Below are 16,440 nucleotides of genomic sequence, written 5' to 3'. Positions count from 1 at the left end.
GCGGGGATTTAACATGTAACGAATTAATCGATACGGCATATTTGCAATGGACAATTCTCACAGGCAATTTCATCCTTCAAAAATTGTAAATCGTGTATGGTAATATAGCCTTTATCAAAAGATAGAATATTATGCTTTTTTAAATCATTGAGCATGCGATTAATCATTTCTCGGCTCGTTCCACACAAATTTGCAATTTCAGTATTGGTTAAAGGGCAATCGATAATAATTGTATCATTTTCTAAGGGTTTGCCGTAGGTATTCGAAAGTCGAATTAAGGTTGAAAATAAAGCGCCTTTTTTACCATTTAACACTAAATCGCGTAAACGACTTTGATGTTTTAAATTTTCTGCCTGCAGCCACTTCATATATTCCAGCATAAAAGCAGGTTGTTCTACTAATAAGAGCTCTAACGATTTACGGCTTAAAACATATAGCGTAGAATGCTCTAAAACCTTTGCAGTCATAGAATTATAGGATAGATTACAAAATAATGAACCCTCTCCAATAATACTGTCAGGGCCACAAATCCGAATGGTTAATTCCTTACCGCTCTCCGTTTCTTGGCTAATTGACACAACTCCTGTTTTAATATAGTAGATTTCCTTCGCACGTTCACCCTCTAAAAAAATTTTATTCCCTTTATTCACTTTGATAAATACTCCGTGCTTTTGGAAAAGCTCAAGAATTTTCTCATGCATATTATCCATTAATACCATATCTTCAACACATCGCTTTCTTTTTGTAATAATTGGCTATTATCACAAAAGAATGGTGAATTTCGATACAAAAACTAAGAAACATACTATTATTATAACGTAAATTTCCATTTTTAAGTGTAAATTTTTAGCGCTTTTTCTTTGCCATGTTTTATTGATTCATGTAAAATAAAGTTAGTCAAAAAAGGTCAAACATTTTTATAGTTAAAAGAATGGGTATAGAAATTATGCTGAACATTATTGAAAAGGAGAGCTAAATATGCAGTTTCAACAAACAGATAACAAAAAGCCTTTAGAGCAATTTGGACGAAATTTAATTGAAGAAGTTAAAAACGGCAAAATGGACCCAGTTATTGGTCGTGATGAGGAAATTCGCAATGTTATTCGTATTTTAACGCGTAAAACAAAAAATAATCCTGTATTAATTGGTGAACCTGGCGTTGGGAAGACAGCTATTGTTGAGGGGTTAGCACAACGAATTGTAAAAGGTGATGTACCTGAGGGGTTAAAAGAATGCGTCTTATATGAGCTTGATATGAGTGCTCTTATTGCTGGAGCAAGTTATAGAGGGCAATTTGAGGAGCGCTTAAAGGGCGTTTTGAAGGAAGTAAAGGAATCTGAAGGACAGATTATTTTATTTATTGATGAAATTCATACCATTGTAGGTGCTGGGAAAACAGATGGGGCAATGGATGCTGGAAATATGCTGAAACCAATGCTTGCACGAGGTGAGCTTCATTGTATCGGTGCTACAACATTAGACGAATATCGAATGTATATTGAAAAAGATCCAGCTTTAGAGCGACGCTTCCAACAAGTGCTTGTGCGTGAGCCTTCGATAGAAGATACAGTTTCCATTTTACGTGGTCTTAAGGAGCGCTTTGAGCTGCATCATGCGGTACGTATCCATGACCGTGCTATTGTAGCAGCGGCGGAGCTTTCAAATCGTTATATTACAGAGCGTTTCCTACCTGATAAAGCCATTGATTTAATTGATGAAGCATGTGCCATGATTCGAACTGAAATAGATTCTATGCCTCAGGAATTGGATGCAGTGACTCGTCGTATTATGCAGCTAGAAATTGAGGAGCAAGCGCTGCGCAAAGAAAAAGACGAGGCAAGTAAAAAACGTTTAGAGCAGCTACGGGGGGAGGTAACAAAGCTCAAGGAATCATCGGATGGCATGCGCAAACAATGGGAAGCAGAAAAAGAAGCATTACATGGTATTCAAAAGAAACGAGAAAAATTAGACAAATATCGCCGTGATTTAGATGAGGCGGAAAGCAAATATGATTTAAACAAAGCTGCCGAATTACGTCATGGGAAAATACCTACCCTAGAAAAAGAAATTCAAGAAATGGAGAAACAGTTAGAGAGTGGTACAGAATCACGCATCTTACGTGAAGAAGTAACGGCTGATGAAATTGCATCTATTGTTTCTCGCTGGACAGGTATACCAGTAACGAAATTAGTGGAAGGTGAGCGTGAAAAGTTATTGCGCTTAAAAGATACATTGCACGAGCGTGTCGTTGGACAAGATAATGCTGTTCAGCTTGTTACAGAAGCGGTATGGCGTGCTAGAGCAGGTATTAAGGACCCACATCGTCCAATTGGCAGCTTTTTATTCCTTGGACCAACAGGTGTTGGTAAAACCGAGCTTGCCAAGGCATTAGCGGCACAGTTGTTTGATTCAGAGGATCATTTTATTCGTATTGATATGAGTGAATATATGGAGAAACATAGCGTATCTCGACTTGTAGGTGCACCTCCAGGCTATGTTGGCTATGAGGAGGGAGGACAATTAACGGAGGCTGTTCGCCGTAACCCGTATTCCGTTGTCCTACTAGACGAAATTGAAAAAGCACACCCAGATGTAGCAAATATTTTATTGCAAATTTTAGATGATGGTCGCATTACAGATAGCCAAGGTCGTATGGTTAACTTTACAAACACTGTAGTGATTTTAACTTCTAATATTGGCTCAAGCTATTTAATGGAGGCGCAAGAAGATGCAGCAGTTGAAGATTTAGTGATGGCCGCATTGCGTCAGCACTTTAAACCAGAGCTGTTAAATCGTATGGATGATATCATTATGTTCCACGCACTTTCAGATGAACATTTTACTGCCATTGCTTGGAAATATGTTGAACAGCTTGTCAAACGAGTGGCAGAGCAGGAAATTACTTTACAGGTGGATGAAGAAGTAATTGACTGGGTTGTCCAACAGGGGGCAGATGCGCAATTCGGTGCAAGACCATTAAAACGCTTTGTTCAACGTTATATAGAAACAGCCGTAGCGAAGGAATTACTACGTGGTGAGGTATTACCAGGAGAAACATTGCATATTAGAATGCACGATGGACAATGTGCCGTTGAAAAATAAACAAGAAAAAACCTGTTTCATTTTACGTAAACAGGTTTTTTCTTGTTAAATTAATGATGGTCTGCTGCTTCTGGTACTGGATCGTTTGGCAAAATTGCACCAATAATGAAAACTAAGATAGAGAATACAACTGAAAGGATTGCACCTGTTTTAAAATCAAATGGTGCACCAAGTACAGAGCTTACTACGTAGTTTAACATTGATACTAGTAGGAATGACCATATGAATGTTACGATATATTGCATTAATTTCACCTCAACCGAACTTTTTATATCATAAAGTTTTACTACATATTCATTATCATATCATAACATAAATCGAAAAAAAAAGAATCTTTTCTGTGAAACATGGCGAAATTGTCACAACAATTATTTGGAAATTTTTAGTAGTAGTTATTCATTGTGTTCAAATAATGAAAGGGTTGCTTATTAAAAGCCTTCTTATCCTCTTTAATGTGGGAAAGTGCTCAATACAGAGGTCACTTAGCTCAAAAATATAGATGAACCAATCAATGAGAGAAACACAATCAAAAATAAGGATTAAACGCTCAGAAAAGAGCTCACTGCGCTCCATAGAAAGGACAAGCCGTTCAATTAAGTGCTAACCACATCAATCCATTCAAACTACCTTCCAGAACCTTCAAAGACATAGGGGCAATGGACATTAATTTTAATTCATCTTGCACCCTTCCTTCATTATGAGTTATAATTATGACCAGTTACTAATAATTGATAGTAAGAAAGCAGAGGGGTTGCTAAATGAACGCTGGTATTATAGGAATAGGTAAATATGTTCCAGAGAAGGTAATGACAAATTTTGATTTAGAAAAAATTATGGATACCTCAGATGAATGGATTCGAACTCGTACAGGGATCGAAGAGCGTCATTTTGCCGCAGACAATCAGGAAACTTCAGATTTAGCAGTTGCTGCTGCAAAAGAGGCTATTGCAAATGCCGGTATTACACCTGAAGAAATCGGTTTAATCCTAGTAGCAACAGTAACACAAGACCAAACATTTCCAAGTGTAGCATGTATGGTTCAGGAGCAAATTGGTGCAGTGAATGCAGCAGCGATGGACCAGGCTGCAGCTTGTGCAGGATTTATATATAGTTTAGTGACAGCAAAGCATTTTGTAGAGTCAAATGCTTATAAATATGTCTTAGTAGTAGGTGTTGAAAAGCTATCAAAGGTAATTGACTGGAATGATCGTAATACAGCTGTGTTATTCGGTGATGGAGCAAGTGCAGCGATAGTTGGACCAGTATCGGAAGGCAGAGGCATACTATCGTTTGAGCTTGGTGCAGATGGTACAGGAGGGAAAAATCTGTATTTAACACAGCAAGATACAATTGCCATGAATGGTCGAGAAGTGTTTAAATTTGCTGTGCGCCAGATGGGTGAGTCTGCTGTTAATGTTCTTGATAAAGCGGGCTTAACAAAAGAAGATGTAGACTTCTTAGTGCCGCATCAGGCAAATATTCGAATTATGGAGTCTGCTCGTGAGCGACTGGAGCTACCGGCTGAGAAAATGTCAAAAACCATTCATAAATATGGTAATACTTCAGCAGCATCCATTGGGATTTCCTTGGTAGAAGAGCTTGAAGCAGGTAAGATTAAAGATGATGATTTATTAGTACTTGTTGGATTTGGCGGCGGTTTAACATGGGGCGCTGTTGCATTGCGATGGGGAAAATAATAACGAAAAATGCTTGAGGGGAGTAAGACAATGAGTAAACGACGAGTAGTAATTACAGGAATTGGCGCAGTTACACCACTAGGAAATAGCATCGAAGAAACATGGGCTAATATTAAAGCTGGGAAATCAGGCATTGGCGAATTAACACGTTTAAATAAAGATTTATTCGCAGCAAAAATTGCCGCTGAAGTGAAAGATTTTGATATTGAAAAATATATTGATCGTAAAGAAGCTCGTAAAATGGACCGCTTTACACATTATGCCCTTGCAGCGTCTATCATGGCAATGGAAGATGCACAATTAACAATCGATGAGGAGCTAGCACCTCGTGCAGGTGTTTGGATTGGCTCTGGTATCGGTGGTATGGAGACATATGAACAACAATTTTTAACGTTCCAAGAGCGTGGTGCAAGACGTGTAAGCCCATTCTTTATTCCAATGATGATTCCAGATATGGCTTCAGGTCAGGTGTCTATTTATCTTGGTGCAAAGGGCATTAACTCTTGTTCTGTGACTGCATGTGCTTCAGGTACAAATTCAATTGGTGATGCATTTAAAGTAATTGAACGTGGTGACGCAGATGTAATGATTTCGGGTGGAGCAGAATCACCAATCGTGACAATGTCTGTTGCAGGCTTCTGTGCCAATACAGCGCTATCTTTAAATACAGATCCAGAAGCAGCTTGCCGTCCATTCGATAAAAACCGCGATGGTTTTATTATTGGTGAGGGTGCAGGCATTGTTATTCTAGAGGAATATGAGCATGCCAAAGCCCGTGGTGCAAAAATCTATGCAGAAGTACTTGGCTACGGTGCAACAGGAGATGCTCATCATATTACTGCTCCTGCACCAGAAGGAGAAGGTGCTGCACGTGCAATGCTACAAGCATTAGCGGATGGAGGCGTGGAACCTTCACAGGTTGACTACATTAATGCACATGGAACAAGCACACCTTATAATGATTTATTTGAAACACAGGCAGTAAAAAAAGCCTTTGGTGAACATGCCTATCAATTAGCAATGAGCTCCACAAAATCGATGACAGGTCACTTATTAGGTGCCGCTGGTGGTATTGAAGCTATTTTTACAGCGTTAGCACTGAAAGAAGGTATTTTACCTCCAACAATTAATTTATATGAGCCAGATCCAGAATGTGATTTAGATTATGTTCCAAATGAAGCCCGAGAAGCAGACATTGTCTATGCGATGAGTAACTCACTAGGGTTTGGTGGACATAATGCTAGTCTTCTATTTAAAAAACACGAGGGATAATTAATAAATTTTAAAAAACGTCAGCCTAAATTACAAGGCTGACGTCTTTTTTTATCTTTTTTCGAATAGATGATTAATGAGAAATAAATTGAAAGGATGCTGTGACCATGTTCCGTCTCTTCTTATTTTTAATGAGCTATGGCTTAATAATTCTCTCCGTAGGGAATCTTATATTGTATTTAAATTATCGAACACTAGGATATTCCTGGATCGTTGTCTTTAAATTTATGATGCATACAACAGAATTTTATATAGCCCTTGGATCAGCTATTGTGCTAGGAGCTATTGTCTTGGGTCTCCGTTTTGAGAAATCTTCTAGCCAAGAAGATAAAGTGTGAACTTTAGTATACCCTAAAATTGGTCAAGCATTAGATCTAGCTCTTTATCTACGTATACGGCCTAGACCCATTGCTTCTTCCATGCGTTTTAATGTAGCGCTTGCAATAGCATTTGCCTTTTCAGCACCTTCATCTAAAATAATATCTAATTCGGAGGATTCTACCAAATGATAGAACTTATCTTGGATTGGTGTCAGGTGATCAATAACTGCTGTGGCAACACCTTGTTTGAATCCACCATAGCCGACACCTTCATATTTTTGCACAAGATCCTCAATAGAAACACCTGAAATAGCCGATTCGATTGTTAGTAGGTTAGAAACACCAGGTTTATTTTCTACGTCAAATGCCACAATACCATCAGAGTCAGTGACTGCCGATTTAATTTTCTTCTCAATATCTTTCGCTGAATCTAAAAGCTTGATGGTTGCTTTTGTATTTGGATCAGACTTACTCATTTTTTTTGTAGGCTCCTGCAACGATTTAATGCGGGCTCCTGCCTTTGGTAATTGGATTTCAGGAATCGTTAAAACTTCACCATAACGTTTGTTAAAGCGCTCTGCAAGATCACGAGTTAGCTCGATATGCTGCTTTTGATCATCGCCTACAGGTACAATATTTGTGTTATACAGAAGTATGTCAGCCGCCATTAATGGTGGGTATGTTAAAAGAGCTGCTGATACACTTTCCTTACCTTGAGATTTGTCCTTGAACTGGGTCATACGTTCAAGCTCTCCAATTGATGCGACACATTGCAGCATCCAGCCTGCCTGCGCATGAGCCGGTACCTCTGATTGAATAAATAACGTAGACTTTTTAGGATCAATGCCAGTAGCGATATACGTAGCAGCAAGATTACGAATATTTTTACGTAATTCTTGAGGGTCCTGTGCCACTGTTATGGCATGTTGATCAACGATACAGTAGATGGCATTACCTTCATCCTGTAATGCAGGAAATTGCTTGAATGCACCTAAATAGTTCCCTAAAGTTACAATACCCGTTGGCTGTACGCCAGAAAAAATAGTTGTCATGTCGTTTCCTCCTTGAATTCATTACCTCAGAGTGAATGTCTATTACATAATTACCTAGCTGAGGCTGCTGTTTATTATTCAATAAAAAAACATCATGCGTCCTCATTAGTTTACTAATGAAGGGACGAATGATGTTTGAATCCGCGGTACCACCCAGCTTGCCAAATAAAGGCCACTCTACTCCGTAACGTGAAGGGACGAGCATTGCTATTAGACACACTTAGTCGTTCACAAAGCTAACTCGGAAGTCCATTCCAGATGCTTACACGATCTGTTTACAGCAACCACAGACTCTCTAAACGTGTAAAATGCATATGTACTACTCTTCGTCAAAGTTTTTAATTCATTCAAAAACAGTCTCTTACCTACAAGGGAATTACCAAAGACTTATTTGATGTATTGCAAAAAATTATATTATAAAGACTTAGTGAATTGCAAGTATGTAAAGTCAGACTTTTGGCGGTGTTTTTTTGCAGAAAAAAATAATATGCTTACTAAGCTATGTTTTTTATTAGAAAATGCAACCAAAATTATGCAATAAACGTCTAATTTGTACACACTGAATTGACAATATTCTCGTTTAATAATTATAAATGAGAACAATAACAAAGAAAAATTGAAGGTTTAAAATGCTTTGTAAATGGGAATATTAATAGTAGTTCCTTAGACATGCAAAGAAGTTCTTATAGTGAAAGCTGTAAATAGACAGAATATTTCGATGAGATAAGGTTTGTCTTTTTTTATTGGAACTATATTCAAACACCCTAGAGTACTGTATAATGGTTATGTAGTTTTACATTACATTAATTCTAATTTAACACACTGGTTTATAGATAACGAATAAAAGGAAGGATGTGTCAGTATGATCGTAACTTTATTTACTTCACCAAGTTGTACGTCTTGCCGAAAAGCGAAAGCATGGTTAGAGGAGCATGAAATTCCATATACAGAACGGAATATATTTTCTGAGCCGTTAAGCATTAGTGAAATTAAAAAAATATTACGGATGACAGAGGATGGTACAGATGAAATTATTTCAACGAGATCTAAAATTTTCCAAAAATTAAATGTTGATGTTGAAAGCTTACCATTGCAACGTTTATATGAATTAATTCAAGAACATCCAGGGTTATTACGTCGTCCTATTATTTTAGACGAAAAGCGTTTACAGGTTGGATATAATGAGGATGAAATTCGACGTTTCTTACCTCGTAAGGTTCGTGCTTATCAACTACAAGAAGCACAGCGCATGGTGAACTAATTTTCTCCATTACTGCATAGAATAAATAGTAGATGTTACAAATCATATTGTGACATCTATTTTTTTGTGTTTTACTTATGTAAAATCCTCTATATAAAGTATAATAATTAATAGGGAAAAGTCATATATTTCCGTTAAAGTATGTTAAACTTGATTTAAGATAAATAGTTTACTACAATTTCAATAATTCAAATATCTTCTGTGAAACGGTGTATATCCTTTTCATTTTATGACGGAACAGCATACAATAGAATTAGAGACAACTGTGAAATAAAAATTTATCATTCATCGGTTGCTCGACGGTTTTACTGTAGTGTAGTCAAAGGTTGAAAAACAAATGGAGTATGAAGGTTAAAAAAGATGAATAAAAGCATACTAATGAAACAAAACTGTTTTTCGACAAATGACAGTGAAGGGAGATGAGGTCTAGTGGACATCGAGCGTGTAAATGAAAATACACTCAAGCTCTTTATTACGTACAATGATATAGAGGATCGCGGCTATAGTCGTGAAGAAATTTGGTACAATCGAGCAAAGGGTGAACAACTTTTTTGGGATATGATTGATGAAGTAAACACGGATGATTATTTTGATGTAGAAGGTCCGATTTGGATTCATATCAATGCGTCTGAAGTAGGCTTGGAAATCATTGTCACACGTGCACACATATTAAAAGACGGTGAAACATTAGATGGTCATTCGCATTTTGATGAACAAAAAGATATGTATGCCCCTTTTGACGAAGTTGGAGAGGATCTTCTTAGCCAGCTAACTCAATTTGGTGACATAGATGAGTCAGAATTATTTACCGATACAGATATTTATGTTTATAAATTTAAAGACATTGATGAGTTAATCCCTGTAGCGAAACGTATGACAGACGAATTAGTGGATTCCTCATTATTCAAATATGAAAGTTGGTACTATTTAGTAGTTGATTTTACAAACGCAGACGAAGAGTTAAATCGTCACGACAGAAATGCTGTTATCAAAGAATTTTTAAGTCCATCAAATTTCACAATTCATCGCTTAGAGGAATACGGTGAAAAAATTATGGAGTTTAATTGCTTTGAAACAGTACGCAAATACTTTCATTAAATAAATAATTTAGCTTTTAGGCTGTAAACCTCTTGATGTTTATCAAGTTTGTTTACAGTCTTTTTTTAAGGCAAATTTTAAATTTCAAGAAAAAGCCGTTAAAAAGTTGCTGCTAGTAAAGTACTCCCATACAATTAGGCAAAAAGGAGACGATTGTATGTTAATTGCCTATAATGAGGAGCGTCAGCTTTTTCTCCCATATCAATATACGAGGGAGGACTTACAAAGATATAGGCAACATATGAAATTTTATTGTCCACAATGTCAGCTACCCGTTCTCTTAAAAATTGGTAAATATAATATCCCTCACTTTGCTCATCAATCAAAAAATAACTGTGCTAAGTTATTTTCAGAGAGAGAGTCACAACTTCACTTGCAAGGAAAAATTCAAATATTCGAATGGCTAAAAAAGATAGGGCATATAGTAATGCTAGAGCCTTATTTAAAAAAGTTTTCGCAGAGGCCAGACATACTTGTAATGAGTGACCAAAGGCAAGTTGCTATCGAATTTCAATGCAGTACAATCTCGCATGAAAAGTGGTTATTACGTACAGCTGGATATAAGAATAATGATATCCAAGTATTATGGCTTTTCCAGACAACTCTAAAAAATTCAACCTTACAAGGTATTCAAAAGCTTTTCATTTCTCCTATTTTGCAAAAAGTCATTGCGTATACAGTGTTAGGCCAGCCCTATTTAATGACCTATGATGCAAAGACCGCTAGATTTATTTATTGGACGAATCTTTTGCATGTTCATGGGCATACTTTTATAGGCAAAGTTCAAGATATGTCAATAAATAAGCAACATTTTCCATTTTATGAACCAGTAGTGATAACAGTAGAAGAATTCCAACTATATTGGCAGCTTTATAAAAGATACTGTCGGCAATACGTTTATCAGCGGCTGTTACATAATTATAAGGGTGTACAGGATGCATTTCTACGAAGCTGCTATGAATTAGGTTTTACTCTTACTACTATGCCTGAGTACGTAGGTATACCTGTAAAAGCTAGTGAGGCAATACCAATGTTCTCTATCGAGTGGCAAACCATTTTGCACCATTTTTGCCGAGGTATTCAGCAATTACCTCATGAACTAAATACGAGCGAGATTCGGTTATTTTTAAGGGAACAAAATATTGATGTTACAGATCGAGCAGTAGAGGCCATTCAAAATTACGGTGCCATACTTGCAAAAAATTCTCAAAACTATTTTCCTCCAGATATATGTGAGCATGTGTATGCACATTTATTTGCAATTGCCACAATATACTGAGAAAATATGAGAGTATAGGAAAAACTCACATAATAAGGGGGCTGGCACACATGGCTAGTAACAAAGTTTTAGTAAGAAATGAAGTTCCAGAAGAGCTGACTTGGCGCTTGGAAGACATATTTGCAACTGATGCTCTATGGGAAGAAGAGTATAAGGAAGTCGCAGAAATTGCCAAGAAGGCACCTAGCTATGCAGGTACTTTAAAAAATGGAGCAGACGCTTTATTAGCAGTTCTAACTTTTCACGACCATATTTATGAACGTGCAATGAAGCTTTACACATATGCCCATATGCGTTACGACCAAGACACAACGAACAGCGTCTATCAGGATATGAATAGTCGTATTCAAACATTAGCGACTAGCATCTCAGCTGCCCTGTCGTTTTTAACACCAGAGATTTTATCATTAAGCGAAGAGACAATAGAACAATATTTAGCGGAAAATAAAGACCTACAACTATATAAACAATCCTTAAAAGAAATAACGATGGCTCGTCCTCATATTTTGCCAGCAGAACAAGAAGCATTACTGGCACAAATGTCTGAGGTAACAGGTACAGCTTCAAATACATTTGGCATGTTAAACAATGCTGATTTAGTTTTCCCTAAAGTGAAAAACGAAGAGGGAGAAGAAGTTCAGCTTACACATGGAAATTATATTAAGTTTTTAGAAAGTAAAGATCGTTCTGTCCGAGAAAATGCCTTTAAAGCAGTGTACGAAACGTATGGCAATTTTAAAAATACATTTTCGGCTACATTAACTGGTAATGTGAAAAAGCACAATGTCAGTGCGCGTATTCGAAATTATGATTCTGCTCGCCAGGCAGCAATGTCCAATAACTTCATTCCAGAAAATGTTTATGATCAGTTAGTAGAAACAATCCATAAACATTTGCCAGCCATGCAGCGTTATATTTCATTACGTAAAAAGCTATTAGGCGTAGATGAGCTGCATATGTGGGATTTATTTGTACCCCTTGTTAAGGAAGTTGAGATGAAGGTCACTTATGATGAAGCCAAGGATATTTTAGTGAAAGCATTAGCGCCGCTTGGTGAGGAATATCAAAGCATTGTACAAAGTGGTTTTGATAACCGCTGGGTAGACGTTCTGGAAAACAAAGGGAAGCGCAGTGGTGCCTATTCATCAGGTGCATATGGAACAAACCCATATATATTAATGAATTGGCAGGACAATGTGAATAACCTCTTCACACTAGCTCATGAATTTGGTCATAGTGTACACAGCTATTATTCGCGTAACAATCAACCGTTTGTCTATGGAGATTATTCCATTTTTGTAGCTGAAGTAGCTTCAACATGCAATGAAGAGCTGTTAAATGATTATTTACTAAAAACTATTGAAGATCCGCAACAAAAAATATATTTATTAAATCATTGGTTAGATGGCTTTAGAAGCACTGTTTTCAGACAGACAATGTTTGCGGAGTTTGAACACCGAATCCATCAAATGGATAAGAATGGTGAATCTTTAACTGCAGAACGTTTAACAGAGGTTTATTATGATTTAAATAAACAATACTTTGGTGAGGATATTGTTTTAGATGAGGAAATTGGCTTAGAATGGGCACGTATCCCACATTTTTATTACAATTATTATGTTTATCAATATGCTACAGGTAAATCAGCAGCAACGGCATTAAGTAAACAAATTTTAGAAGAAGGAGCACCAGCTGTGGAACGTTATATTAATAATTTCTTAAAAGCAGGCTGCTCTGACTTCCCGATTGAGGTATTAAAGGCAGCAGGTGTTGATATGAACGTGGCACAACCAATTGATGATGCGTGTAAAGTATTTGCAGAACGTTTAGATGAGTTGGAAAAATTATTGTTGAATAATTAATTGAGGAGGCTGTAGGAAAATCACTACAGCCTTTTTTCTATCATAAGTCGATGGATAAAAAAGAAAAGAATAATGATTTTTTTTGATTTCTAAATGTTTGAAAGTGCACATCTTGGAAAAATACTGTCTGTAATCGCTTTCTATTTGACAAATTTGTGAATCTACTATCGGTATCATTGCTATATTTATTATTCCGTGATAAAGTAAATCATGTGAAATAAATCACAAAACAAACATACACCCCTTTGTTTGAACGTGAACATTTCTCCCATCCCCTTTGTGAAAAAGAAGCGTCTCTATCTGTCGAGGATAGAGACGCTTCTTTTATTTGTATTAAAAATATATCATTAAAAAATAGAGACCCAACAAAAATGTCGAGTCTCTATTCTTTAAGATAATAGTATAATTGCATTATTTAATACGCCATAGTGTAGCGTGATCTGTCTGAATTCGTTCAATCTTTTGTTGAAGCATACGTTTCTTTAATTCACGTTCGGCTGCTTGCTCTGTTAATGAGTAGATGAAAGCCACTTCATTTGTTGAGATTGTATGAAATTTCGAAAATAACTCTTCTATTGTTGGTAATGGTTGACGTACAAGCTGTTGGTCTAGCATCTCTTGTAAAATATGTTCATAAACTTCATAGGAATAGCTACCGCTAACTTTAAGACCCTCATCTTCAATGCATTCATTGAAAAATACAATACTCGGCACTTCTTCTACTTCCATTTCGCGTTTTATATATAAATCGCATTGGAAAGCACGTGCAGCTTCCTTTGAACCAAAATCCGCAGTGAATTCATTCATATCTAATTGAACATCCTCTGCAATTTTTAACAGGGTAGCATAGGAATTTACATCCTCATGGCTTAGTAATACATATTCTTGTAATTTCGACAAATAACGTGCACCAGAACGTTTACCCTGTAACTCAGCTGCTTTAATAGCGATAGAAGGCAAAACAGGGTGATTGATGTCGAGTTCAATACCTGATACACATCCCTTTACACGCTTACTGAGACAATTCAACGATGAAAGCTCTGTGCTAAGGACAAAGCGCCATGTAAAGTAATGGTGGTATTCAAGCTGTAATTTATGAAGAATGGCTTGCATACTGTAAGCTTCAGGACAAAGTGGATCTACGAAAATATACAATTCAATAGGCTTATTAGCAGTAGTAATCACTGGAGTTGGCTCTTGTAGCATTTGAATATTATTCACGTAACAATTCCCCCTCATCGTCATTTGGCGTATTAATCATGTGATGAGCTGTTAAAACTAAACGTTGATAATAAGTTTCGCGGAACTTCCCTTCCAAGCCAACTTCATCCATTGCTTCGGACATACATTCAAGCCATGCTTGAGCACGATCGGGTGTAATTTGAAAATTCATATGACGTGCACGCATCATTGGATGTCCATGCTCCTCAGTAAAAAGATTCGGACCACCTAAATACTGTGTTTGAAATTGAATTTGTTTGCGGGCTGTCTCTGTCAAATCTTTAGGAAAGATTGGAATAAGATCAGGATGCTGTGCAACTCTTTTATAGAACGCATGAATAAGTTCTGACAGTTTTTCAGCTCCCAGCTCCTCATAAGGAACAGTGTATTTTCGAGTCATAAGTTAAATGCTCCTTTAATTCTTTATATCATAAAGTACAATTTTTGTATCTTCATTCACTAGAAGACTCTCAACTCTGACAGTGATGAGATGAAAGTTTGAACGCAACACACTATCGCCAAGGCAGAAGTGACACTTTGTCATCAGAAAAATGTGAAATTCTTGTGACTACCTTCATTCTATCAACGTCTTTTCGTTAACACAAACAAAGCGCTCTTTCGAATTGTTTTTTGCTAGAAAAGCACAAATTTCACCATCATGGGTGAAATTTGTTGAAAAAGATCGTAATAACAGTGATTATGCTATTAAACTGTGAAGTAATTCATCACTTTTTTGACATAATTCTGTGTTTCTTTGAAAGGTGGAATACCACCATATTTTGTAACACGTGATGCTCCAGCATTATAAGCAGCTAAAGCCAGCGTTGGATCATTATCGAATTTATCTAGCATTTGGCGTAAATATTTTGCCCCAGCCATAATATTTTGCTCAGGATCAAAAGCATCTGAAACGCCTAAATACTGAGCTGTTTTTGGCATTAATTGCATCAAACCTTGTGCTCCAGCATGACTTAGCGCTAAAGGATTAAAGTTAGATTCTTGTTTGATAACCGCAGCGATAAGCTTTTCAGGTACATTATACGTTGTAGCTGCCTTTTCAATGATTGAAGCATATTTATTCGCTCCTGTTAATGAATTAGCATACGCTTGTGAACCGATAACATCATCTGAAACATAGGAATCAAGCTTTGTACTAGATTGTGAGCTTGCTAATGCAGCTTGCAAATAGGTAGGTACGAAAACGGCATTAGAACCTTTATATAATAAAGCTTGTGCATTTTCAGATAAGTCACTTGGAAGTGCAGAGGAGCCATTTAATCCAAGTAGACTAGAAAATTTTGCATTACTAGCGGTTGTAGCGTCGCCAAGCAATTCGCCAATCATATCAGAAAATATGGAACTGCTGTCCGTAACGGTGCTAGAAGAGTTTTCTGTCGTTCCAAGTGTTTGCAATGCTTGAATTTCAAGTAATGTTTTAATTGATTGGATATCCAAGAAATTGGTCACCCTTTCTTTTGATATTGTTATAGTAATTCATATTATTATTTTCTGTTTGTAAAGCCTTCATAAAGCGTGCGATTTTCTTATCTGTATCTTTTTTGTCAATATGATATTGCTGCAAAAATTCGTCGAAAATCACATTTCCTTTTGTTGCATCTTTTGATTCATATTCTACCTCATAATCGTCACACTGCAAATAGAAAGAATGATCTAAAACTAGAAGTCCGTCTTTGTATGGTATTTCAACACGATCAGTTGTCAGTGATCCAAAAACGGCTAGTTCATCAAGAGGAATTTGATAGAGAGCTAGCTTTTTTGCTACTTCCTGTGCATAAAAGCCTTGACCTTCTAACATTTGTTGAGCCTGCTCAGCAGTTAATACATCAGTCGTTTCTATATGTGTGTGCTCTTCACTTTTTTCTTTTAACGTACATTCATAATAATTGTCAATTTGTCTAATACGTAGCCCACTTTGTCTTTTTTTTATCATGTGTGAAGGCGTGTCGAAATAATGATTTATTTGACGATGAATAGCATTTTCTTGAATGCCAAATTCTTGCAGTAAATGCTCGTATTGTTGCTTCGTCAAAAGATTTTTAAATTCAATTTCAAGTTGTTGTGTCATATTTTGTTCACCTATCTATTTTTATTTTTCTCGTTTTGTTCAAGGCAATTAAAAAATGAAAGTTAACTGTGGGACAGATCCAAATTGCTGATCAACATAGCTATTTTGAATAAAGTATAATTTTTTGATTTAACATTTACACACTGCAACTATTTACCCTGTATGATAAAATAAGAGGAAGAGTAAGACG

15 protein-coding genes and 1 other annotated feature are annotated in these 16,440 nt (G+C 36.6%); of the genes, 8 read left to right on the top strand and 7 right to left on the bottom strand.

Annotated features, from left to right (window positions below):
* Positions 1 to 23: 23 nt before the first annotated feature.
* On the bottom strand, positions 24 to 710 hold the full coding sequence (locus AC3WOM_RS00280; RefSeq protein ID WP_492444425.1) for a Crp/Fnr family transcriptional regulator: 687 nt from the start codon (positions 708 to 710) through the stop codon (positions 24 to 26).
* Between the two features lie 268 nt (positions 711 to 978).
* On the opposite strand from AC3WOM_RS00280, the gene AC3WOM_RS00275 reads away from it, so the two are divergent.
* Positions 979 to 3,102: an ATP-dependent Clp protease ATP-binding subunit gene (locus AC3WOM_RS00275; RefSeq protein ID WP_492444215.1), complete on the top strand. Its 2,124-nt coding sequence runs from the start codon at positions 979 to 981 to the stop codon at positions 3,100 to 3,102.
* 50 nt (positions 3,103 to 3,152) lie between these two features.
* Here AC3WOM_RS00275 and AC3WOM_RS00270 read toward each other — a convergent pair whose 3' ends face one another.
* Positions 3,153 to 3,347 (bottom strand): YjzD family protein, encoded by a 195-nt coding sequence (locus tag AC3WOM_RS00270; RefSeq protein ID WP_427538605.1) that lies wholly within the window; start codon positions 3,345 to 3,347, stop codon positions 3,153 to 3,155.
* A 513-nt stretch (positions 3,348 to 3,860) separates the two neighbouring features.
* Between AC3WOM_RS00270 and AC3WOM_RS00265 the strand changes: the two genes are divergently transcribed.
* The 3 genes from AC3WOM_RS00265 to AC3WOM_RS00255 all read left to right on the top strand — a co-directional run bounded on the left by AC3WOM_RS00265 (position 3,861) and on the right by AC3WOM_RS00255 (position 6,409).
* Positions 3,861 to 4,799, top strand: a complete 939-nt coding sequence (locus AC3WOM_RS00265; protein ID WP_492444212.1) for a beta-ketoacyl-ACP synthase III — start codon at positions 3,861 to 3,863, stop codon at positions 4,797 to 4,799.
* A gap of 30 nt (positions 4,800 to 4,829) precedes the next feature.
* A complete protein-coding gene (gene fabF, locus AC3WOM_RS00260) occupies positions 4,830 to 6,071 on the top strand; it encodes a beta-ketoacyl-ACP synthase II (protein ID WP_492444209.1) in 1,242 nt (413 codons plus the stop codon).
* A gap of 107 nt (positions 6,072 to 6,178) precedes the next feature.
* Positions 6,179 to 6,409 (top strand): YuzI family membrane protein, encoded by a 231-nt coding sequence (locus AC3WOM_RS00255; protein WP_492444207.1) that lies wholly within the window; start codon positions 6,179 to 6,181, stop codon positions 6,407 to 6,409.
* 44 nt (positions 6,410 to 6,453) lie between these two features.
* Here AC3WOM_RS00255 and trpS read toward each other — a convergent pair whose 3' ends face one another.
* The gene (trpS, locus tag AC3WOM_RS00250; protein ID WP_492444205.1) at positions 6,454 to 7,443 is read right to left on the bottom strand and encodes a tryptophan--tRNA ligase; all 990 of its coding nucleotides are present in this window, start codon (positions 7,441 to 7,443) and stop codon (positions 6,454 to 6,456) included.
* 117 nt (positions 7,444 to 7,560) lie between these two features.
* Positions 7,561 to 7,785, bottom strand: a binding site (T-box leader).
* Positions 7,786 to 8,308: 523 nt separating this feature from the next.
* On the opposite strand from trpS, the gene spxA reads away from it, so the two are divergent.
* The 4 genes from spxA (at position 8,309) to pepF (ending at position 12,943) form a co-directional block, all read left to right on the top strand.
* Complete coding sequence (gene spxA / locus AC3WOM_RS00245) at positions 8,309 to 8,704, top strand: transcriptional regulator SpxA (protein ID WP_427538889.1); 396 nt, start codon at positions 8,309 to 8,311, stop codon at positions 8,702 to 8,704.
* A gap of 429 nt (positions 8,705 to 9,133) precedes the next feature.
* Entirely contained in the window at positions 9,134 to 9,802 is a 669-nt protein-coding gene (gene mecA / locus AC3WOM_RS00240) for an adaptor protein MecA (RefSeq protein ID WP_492444203.1), read from the top strand.
* 157 nt (positions 9,803 to 9,959) lie between these two features.
* Complete coding sequence (locus AC3WOM_RS00235; RefSeq protein ID WP_492444202.1) at positions 9,960 to 11,081, top strand: competence protein CoiA; 1,122 nt, start codon at positions 9,960 to 9,962, stop codon at positions 11,079 to 11,081.
* 50 nt (positions 11,082 to 11,131) lie between these two features.
* Complete coding sequence (pepF, locus tag AC3WOM_RS00230) at positions 11,132 to 12,943, top strand: oligoendopeptidase F (RefSeq protein WP_492444200.1); 1,812 nt, start codon at positions 11,132 to 11,134, stop codon at positions 12,941 to 12,943.
* A gap of 411 nt (positions 12,944 to 13,354) precedes the next feature.
* On the opposite strand, the gene AC3WOM_RS00225 is transcribed toward pepF, so the two are convergent.
* The 4 genes from AC3WOM_RS00225 to AC3WOM_RS00210 all read right to left on the bottom strand — a co-directional run bounded on the left by AC3WOM_RS00225 (position 13,355) and on the right by AC3WOM_RS00210 (position 16,250).
* Positions 13,355 to 14,164 (bottom strand): DsbA family protein, encoded by an 810-nt coding sequence (locus AC3WOM_RS00225; protein ID WP_492444198.1) that lies wholly within the window; start codon positions 14,162 to 14,164, stop codon positions 13,355 to 13,357.
* Positions 14,157 to 14,564, bottom strand: a complete 408-nt coding sequence (locus tag AC3WOM_RS00220) for a globin domain-containing protein (protein WP_427538579.1) — start codon at positions 14,562 to 14,564, stop codon at positions 14,157 to 14,159. The genes AC3WOM_RS00225 and AC3WOM_RS00220 overlap by 8 nt, the downstream gene beginning before the upstream one ends.
* Positions 14,565 to 14,869: 305 nt before the next feature.
* Entirely contained in the window at positions 14,870 to 15,619 is a 750-nt protein-coding gene (locus tag AC3WOM_RS00215; RefSeq protein WP_492444197.1) for a lytic transglycosylase domain-containing protein, read from the bottom strand.
* Positions 15,600 to 16,250, bottom strand: a complete 651-nt coding sequence (locus tag AC3WOM_RS00210) for a CYTH domain-containing protein (RefSeq protein ID WP_492444195.1) — start codon at positions 16,248 to 16,250, stop codon at positions 15,600 to 15,602. The genes AC3WOM_RS00215 and AC3WOM_RS00210 overlap by 20 nt, the downstream gene beginning before the upstream one ends.
* Positions 16,251 to 16,440: the final 190 nt, after the last annotated feature.

It is taken from the genome of Lysinibacillus sp. FW301-JW8 (genome assembly GCF_058788755.1).
The sequence above is the reverse complement of the archived record's forward strand: the minus strand, read 5'-3'. Positions and strand labels throughout refer to the sequence as shown.

Bases quoted from the DNA above. Each gene is read 5' to 3' on its own strand.
- AC3WOM_RS00270 (WP_427538605.1), bottom strand. From the start codon at position 3,347: ATGCAATATATCGTAACATTCATATGGTCATTCCTACTAGTATCAATG.
- AC3WOM_RS00220 (WP_427538579.1), bottom strand. From the start codon at position 14,564: ATGACTCGAAAATACACTGTTCCTTATGAGGAGCTGGGAGCTGAAAAA.
- fabF (WP_492444209.1), top strand. From the start codon at position 4,830: ATGAGTAAACGACGAGTAGTAATTACAGGAATTGGCGCAGTTACACCA.
- AC3WOM_RS00255 (WP_492444207.1), top strand. From the start codon at position 6,179: ATGTTCCGTCTCTTCTTATTTTTAATGAGCTATGGCTTAATAATTCTC.
- AC3WOM_RS00280 (WP_492444425.1), bottom strand. From the start codon at position 710: ATGGATAATATGCATGAGAAAATTCTTGAGCTTTTCCAAAAGCACGGA.
- AC3WOM_RS00210 (WP_492444195.1), bottom strand. From the start codon at position 16,250: ATGACACAACAACTTGAAATTGAATTTAAAAATCTTTTGACGAAGCAA.
- AC3WOM_RS00265 (WP_492444212.1), top strand. From the start codon at position 3,861: ATGAACGCTGGTATTATAGGAATAGGTAAATATGTTCCAGAGAAGGTA.
- AC3WOM_RS00235 (WP_492444202.1), top strand. From the start codon at position 9,960: ATGTTAATTGCCTATAATGAGGAGCGTCAGCTTTTTCTCCCATATCAA.
- trpS (WP_492444205.1), bottom strand. From the start codon at position 7,443: ATGACAACTATTTTTTCTGGCGTACAGCCAACGGGTATTGTAACTTTA.
- pepF (WP_492444200.1), top strand. From the start codon at position 11,132: ATGGCTAGTAACAAAGTTTTAGTAAGAAATGAAGTTCCAGAAGAGCTG.
- AC3WOM_RS00275 (WP_492444215.1), top strand. From the start codon at position 979: ATGCAGTTTCAACAAACAGATAACAAAAAGCCTTTAGAGCAATTTGGA.